Raw genomic sequence first — 6619 nt, forward strand, 5'->3', positions numbered from 1 at the left:
ATCATGGCTGCCCACGACACGACCACCACCACCACGACCTCGGTCGCCTACTACCTGGGCCGCCACCCCGACTGGCAGCAGCGGGTGCGCGCCGAGGCGCAGGCGCTGTTCGACGAGCTCGACGGTGCGCCGCCGACGATCGCCGACCTGGATCGCCTGCACGATCTGGATCTGGTGATCAAGGAGAGCCTGCGGCTGGTGCCGCCGGTGCCGGGCCTGGTGCGCCGCGCCGTCCGCGACACCGAGGTGGCCGGTCACTACATTCCGGCCGGCACCCACGTCGACGTCGCCTACGGCGTCAACCATCTGATCCCCGAATTGTGGTCGCATCCCGCGCGTTTCGATCCGGAACGGTTCACCGAGAGCCGGCGCGAGGACAAATCGCACCGGCTGGCGTGGATGCCGTTCGGCGCGGGAGCGCACAAATGTATCGGCATGCATTTCGGCACCCTCGAGGTGAAGGTCGTCATCGCGGCGATGGTGCGCGCCTACCGCTGGCACATCCCCGACGACTATCTGATGCCGTGGGGCTTCAACACCATCCCGTTCCCGCGCGACGGGGCGCCGATGCGGCTGTCGCGGCTGTGACTAGCGTCCGGCGAACAGTAGCTGCGCGACATGCGTGGTGGTCTCCTCGCCGTCGGTGTAGCCACCCTGGTCGCCGAGGGAGTTCATCACCGCAAGGGTGTAGCGCTCGCCGGGCCCGGCGAAGCCGACCGAGTTGACCACCCAGCCGCCGTTCTCGTCGGACCAGCCGTTCTTGAGCCCGGGATGCATGGCATCGCCGGCGCCCCACACGCCCCAGTGCTGGTTGGTGTCGACCTTGCGCATCCGATCGAGCAGGTAGCCGCGGTCGTCGGGGTTCATGTGGTCGAGCACGTTGTTCATCAGCCGGTCCAGATCGGACGGCGTGCACTGCTGAAAACCCCAGTCCGGGAACAGATGTCCGTTGCCGTTGGTCGGGCGCGGCACCAGGCCGGTCATCCCGTTGGCGCGGAAGGCGTTGTTGAACGCCTGGCGGTCCGGACCCGCGTATTTGTTCCACAGGAAGTCCGCCGCGGCGTCGTTGGAGGTCGCCAGCATGGACTCCATCTGGGTGCGGTCCTCGGGCGTCAGCGCGATCGCGCCCACGCGCGCCCGGTTGAGCAGATCCTCGGCGATGGCCAGTTTGATGGTGGAGGCGGTCCAGAACAGGGTCTCGGCGTTGCCGTTGGCATAGGTGCCGCCGGTGACACGGTCGCGCACCACATAGCCGGTGACGCCGGGCCGGGAGGCCAGATAGTTGTCGACGGCCGCGATCCGGCTGCTCATATCGCAGTCGAAGCCGTCGCGGCAGCCCTGCATACGCAGCGGGACGGCGGCGGCCGGGGCGGGATCCAGCACGGGGGTGCCCGCCATCAGCGCGGCGGCGACGACGCAGGCACCGGCGGCCAGGCGGGTGGTTCGAATGCCGCGGGACGCGGTCCGGGGATAACGCACGGTGAGCCACAATAGCCACAAATGCGCCGATCACGCACGTCTTGAGGTCGGCCTGCGGATGTGCTAGCTACGCGGAGATCGTTGCAGGCCAGCGCATTTCGGCCATATCGACCGCGACGGCGCAGGTCAGCGGAATGCCGCGAGCAGTTCCTCGACGCTGCGGCCGTTGAGCCGATAGCAGTGCTCGAAGGCCTCGGAATGCCCGTCGCGGGCCCAGCTGTGCAGCACCACGCCGCGGCCGTAGTGCCGGGAGTTGATCAATTCCCACGTCTCGCCCGATCGCCGTACCGTGAACCCGGATCTGGGTACGAGGGGGACCACCGTCGCAGACATGAATCGAACCAGCCTTTCGATACCGCTTCTCCCGAAACCTCCCCGCGGAAAACTGTGGCACACGACGGACCCGGTGTGCGGGTGACACGCGGTGGCGAATTGCGTTCGTGATAGCCGAATGGTCATGATGGCCGGATTCGATTGTGTTGCCGAATGTTTGGTGACACGCTGCGAAGAGTGGCAAATCGGTGGTAACGGGCGTTGACGGGTCGGTTGCGGGCGGCTCGCACCACAGCGTCGACGGGGTGCGGCGCTCCGAGACGGGTCGGTGCCGCCGGGAGCTGTGGCCGGGTTTGTAGGATCGGGCGCGCCGCATCACCGCGACAAGGGATCGCGCGCGAGCGACAGAGAGGCGGTGCGCAGGTGCTGCACATCCACCGGGCCGAGTCGGCGCGCACGCTCGCCGACGCGCTCGCCGCGATGCTGTCGCACCCGCTGCCGGACCCCTTCGCCGCCGAGGTCGTCGCGGTCGGCGCGCACGGCGTGCAACGCTGGCTCAACCAGCGGCTCGCGGTGACTCTGGGCGCGCGGGCCGGTGACGGCGTGGCCGCCAACATCGACTATCCGACCCCGGCGGCGCTGGTCGCCGACATCTCGGCTGCGGCCTCCGATATCGCCGCCGACGCCGACCCGTGGGCGCCCGACCGGCTGGTGTGGCCGGTCCTGGCGGCCATGGACGCCGCGATCGGCGAGCCGTGGGCGGCGGTGCTGGCCCGGCATCTGGGCGTGGGCGCCGGCCCGGCCGAGGCGTACCGGGCGGGGCGGCGGCTGAGCACCGCGACGCATATCGCGACCCTCTTCGACACCTACGGCACCACCCGCCCCACCCTGATCACCGACTGGGCCGACGGCGCCGACACCGACGGCTGCGGCGCCGACCTGCCCGACGACCTGCGGTGGCAGCCGCGACTGTGGCGGCGGGTGCGCGAGGCGATCGGCATTCCGGCACCGGCGCAGCGGCTCGACGCCGTCTGCCGCCGGCTGCGCACCGATCCCGCGAGCATCGATCTGCCGCAGCGCCTTTCGGTCTTCGGACTGCCCCGGATCGCGGCCGCGCAGCTCGCGGTACTCGAGGCGGTGGCCGAACACCGGGACGTGCACCTGTGGCTCGCCCATCCCAGCCCGGCGCTGTGGGAGCGGTTGCGTTCCGACACGGATGCCGCGGTGGAGGGGGTCCGTCCGGCCGCGGGTGGCGTGGCCGGATCCGGCGAGACCGCGGAAGCTGCTGCCGGGCCCGCGGCCGCGGCGACGAGCGTGCGAACCCGTCCCGCCGCTCCCCGGCGGGTGGTGGCCGATCCGATCGCCCGGCATCCGCTGCTGGCGGCGCTGGGCCGCGACGTGCGCGAGGTGCAGTACAGGCTGGCGACCGTGGATTTCGCCGACCGGCACCACCAGCCGGGTTCCGGCGTCGATCGCATGGGTACCGAAAATGATTCGGGCACAGTGCTTTCCGCGGTGCAGGCCGCCATTCGCGCGGATCGCTGGCCGCCGGTGGGGTGCGCGGCCGACGACAGCGTGCAGATCCATGCCTGCCACGGCCCCGCCCGGCAGGTGGAGGTGTTGCGCGATGTCCTGCTCGGCCTCTTCCAGCGCGATCCGACCCTCGAACCGCGCGACGTGATCGTGCTGTGCCCCGATCCCGACGGCTACGCTCCGCTGGTGCGGGCCGCCTTCGGCCAGGGGCCCGCCGCCCTCGACGACCCCGGCGTGAATCCCGCCCACGGCTTACGGGTGCGGCCCGCCGAACGCAGTGCGGGCGCGGCGAATTCGGTGCTCGCGGTGCTGGAGGATCTGCTGGCGCTGGCCGAGGGCCGTGTCGGCGTCACCCAGGTACTCGACCTCGCCGCCACCGAACCGGTCCGGTATCGCTGCGGATTCGACGACGACGATATCGAGCGGCTGCGCGAATGGGCGGCCGAAACCGGCGCACGCTGGGGGATCGGGCAACGGCAGCGGCAGGCCTTCGGACTCGCCGAATTCGGCCAGAACACCCTCAACGCCGCGGTCGACCGCATTCTGCTCGGCGTCGCCGCGGGGGAATCGGGCGAGGACTGGCTGGATCTGGCGCTGCCGCTGGACGACGTGGACTCCGGTGATGTGGACCTGGCCGGGCGTTTCGCCGAATTCGTCGACCGGCTCGCGGTCTGCGTGCGCGATCTGAGCGGACCCACCCCCGCCGAACCCGCCGGCGCACCGCGCCCCGCCCGGCAGTGGCTGCAGATCCTGCATCGCGCGCTCGATCTGCTCACCGATCTACCGGCCGCCGCGGCCTGGCAGGGAGTGCAGGCGCGCCGGGAACTGGCCGCCGCCTTCGAGCACGCGGATGCGGCCGAGTTGCGGCTGCCCGATGTGATCGCCGCCCTGCGGGCGCGGTCCCGATCCCGGGCGCCGCGATCCAATTACCGCACCGGTGAACTCACCGTCTGCGGGCTGGCGCCGATGCGGTCGGTTCCGCATCGGGTGGTGGTGCTGCTCGGGCTCGACGACGAGGTGTTCCCGCGCACCGGCGGCATCGACGGCGACGACGTCACGGCGCGCAAACCACTTGTCGGAGAACGTGATCCGCGCAGTGAGGACCGCGGGCTGCTGCTCGATGCCGTCCTCGCCGCCGAACAGCATCTGGTGGTGCTCTACACCGGTGCCGATCCGGTGACCGGCACACCCCGGCCGCCGGTGACACCGCTCGCGGAACTGATCGACGTGGTGCGCGCACACCGCGGGACCGGTGAGGTGGTGCGACGGCATCCGCTGCAGGCCTACGACGGCCGCAATTTCGACGCGCTCGACCCGTTCGGTTTCGACACCCTCGCGCTGGCCGCCGCCCGCGCCGCGGCCCGCCCCGCGCAACCGAGCCCGCCGTGGCTGCCCGGCCCGCTGCCCGCCGTGGCGCGCACGGATGTGGAATTGGCGGAACTGGTGTCGTTCGCCGAACATCCGATCCGGGCCTTCCTGTGGCAGCGGCTGGGTATCCGGGTGCCGGAGGAGGACGAGGACATCGATGAGCGCCTGCCCATCGAACTGACCGGGCTGGCGACCTGGAACATCGGTGAACGCATGCTGGCGGCCCGGCTCACCGGCGCCGATCCCGGGGCCCTGCGCGCCGCGGAATGGCGGCGCGGCACCCTGCCGCCGTTCGGTCTCGGCGCTTCGGTGCTGGCCGAGGTGGAATCGACCGTGGACCGGCTGGTGCAGGTCGCCGCGCCACTGCAGCAGGCGCCGGCACGCACCATCGATATCGCGGTGGATCTGGGATCGGGGCGGCGGCTGACCGGGACGGTCGCCGATGTGCACGACGACGCCGTCGTGCGCGCCACCTATTCGCGGCTCGCGCCCAAACATCGGATGGCGGCGTGGGTGCGGCTGCTGGCGCTGGCCGCCACGGAACGCCATCAGAGCTGGCAGGCCGTGAGCATCGGGCGCGGCAAGTTCGGCCGCCCGGCCTGGCGTTCGTCGCTGACCGCGCCGGCCCCCGCACTCGCGGCGGACCTGCTGCGCGAGCTGGCCGACCTGCGCGAGGAGGGCTTGGCCGAACCACTGTCGTTCGCGCCGTCGGCCTCGGCGGTCTACGCCGAACGCCGCTGCCGCGGAGCCGATCTCGACTCCGCTCGCGCCGCGGCGGAAGAGGAGTTCTACGGCGGGCCGAAGGGGCCACGCCCGTTCGGTGACCACACCGACCGCTACCTGACCTACATCCGAGGACCCGAACCGACCTTCGAGCAACTGGAAACCCCGCTGCCGGAACCGGACCGCTACGGCGAGACCACCACCTTCGGCTCGGTGGCCCGGCGACTGTGGAATCCGCTGCTGGCCAACGAATCCCAGGGGCAGCCATGACCGAGGAACTGTTCCCCGTCACCGATCTGCGCGCCCCGGAAGCGGCGACGCACACCACCACCGCCCGCCGCCGACGCACCCGCGATGCCGATGCATCGGCCGATGCCGCTGAACTTTTCGCTATCGACGAGGTGAATACCGGGAAGGGGACCGACCTTTCCGATACGGCTACCGAGCCCTCCGATGCCGGGGCCGACGGCGGTGCCGAAGAGCAGCGCAGCGGTGGTTCGAACGTCGCCCGCCGTGTCGCCGAATCCGATGGTGCAGGGCCCACATCCGCTGATGTGCGCGCGTCGGACGGCCGGGGCGGTGCATCATCGTTCGGCCAGTTCGATCTGTGTGGGGACTTGCCCACGGGGACAACGGTTCTCGAGGCCAGTGCGGGCACCGGAAAGACCTACGCCATCGTCGGGCTGGCGGTGCGGTTCGTCGCCGAGGGGCTGGTCGACATCTCGCAGTTGCTGCTGGTGACCTTCAGCCGGGCGGCGACGCAGGAGTTGCGGGAACGCACGCGGGAGCGGTTCGTCACGGTCGCGGCCGCCCTCGACGATCCGGAGGCCGCGCGCGCCGGAACCGACGAGTTGATCGCCCATCTGGCCGCTGCCGACTCGGCCGAGGTGGCGCGCCGGCGCCGGCGGCTGGTCGCGGCGCTGTCGGATTTCGACGCCGGCACCATCTCCACCACGCACGGGTTCTGTCAGCGCATGCTCGACGAACTCGGCATCGCGGGCGAACACGATCCGCGGGTGCGGCTGGTCGAGGGCATCGAGGAACTGGTGAGCACGGTCGCCGAGGATCTGTACCTGGCCCGCTACGCCCGTGGTGGCGCGCCGATGCCGGTGCGGCAGGCGGTGTCGCTGGCGGCGGCCGCGGTGGCCGACCGGCGCGCGCGGCTGGTGCCGGGGGAGGAACTCGGCGATCACCCCGGCTGCGGAGGCGGCGGCGTTCGCGGCCGCGGTACGCGCGGAAGTCG

The 6619-nt window shown here is 71.3% G+C and carries 4 protein-coding genes and 1 pseudogene; 3 read left to right on the forward strand and 2 right to left on the reverse strand.

What is annotated here, in order from left to right; genetic code table 11:
• The coding region (locus ON23_RS11105) for a cytochrome P450 (protein ID WP_039778009.1) at nt 1-588 on the forward strand (588 nt) is incomplete at its 5' end.
• Here ON23_RS11105 and ON23_RS11110 read toward each other — a convergent pair.
• Both ON23_RS11110 and ON23_RS11115 read right to left on the reverse strand, forming a co-directional pair.
• The gene (locus ON23_RS11110; RefSeq protein WP_039778012.1) at nt 589-1479 is read right to left on the reverse strand and encodes a serine hydrolase; all 891 of its coding nucleotides are present in this window, start codon (nt 1477-1479) and stop codon (nt 589-591) included. It lies immediately after the preceding gene.
• Nucleotides 1480-1605: 126 nt separating this feature from the next.
• On the reverse strand, nt 1606-1812 hold the full coding sequence (locus ON23_RS11115) for a hypothetical protein (RefSeq protein ID WP_025349494.1): 207 nt from the start codon (nt 1810-1812) through the stop codon (nt 1606-1608).
• Nucleotides 1813-2175: 363 nt separating this feature from the next.
• Here ON23_RS11115 and recC point away from each other — a divergent pair, with 363 nt between their 5' ends.
• Both recC and ON23_RS11125 read left to right on the forward strand, forming a co-directional pair.
• Nucleotides 2176-5646 carry an exodeoxyribonuclease V subunit gamma gene (recC, locus tag ON23_RS11120; protein ID WP_039778010.1) on the forward strand — a complete coding sequence of 1157 codons (3471 nt, stop codon included), beginning with the start codon at nt 2176-2178 and terminating at the stop codon, nt 5644-5646.
• A 284-nt stretch (nt 5647-5930) separates the two neighbouring features.
• Nucleotides 5931-6619, forward strand: a pseudogene (locus ON23_RS11125) (UvrD-helicase domain-containing protein); the annotation flags it as partial.

Origin of the sequence: Nocardia cerradoensis NBRC 101014 (assembly GCF_000308535.1) — a bacterium.
GTDB classification, from domain to species: Bacteria; Actinomycetota; Actinomycetes; order Mycobacteriales; family Mycobacteriaceae; genus Nocardia; species Nocardia cerradoensis.

Bases quoted from the DNA above. Each gene is read 5' to 3' on its own strand.
- ON23_RS11115 (WP_025349494.1), bottom strand. From the start codon at position 1,812: ATGTCTGCGACGGTGGTCCCCCTCGTACCCAGATCCGGGTTCACGGTA.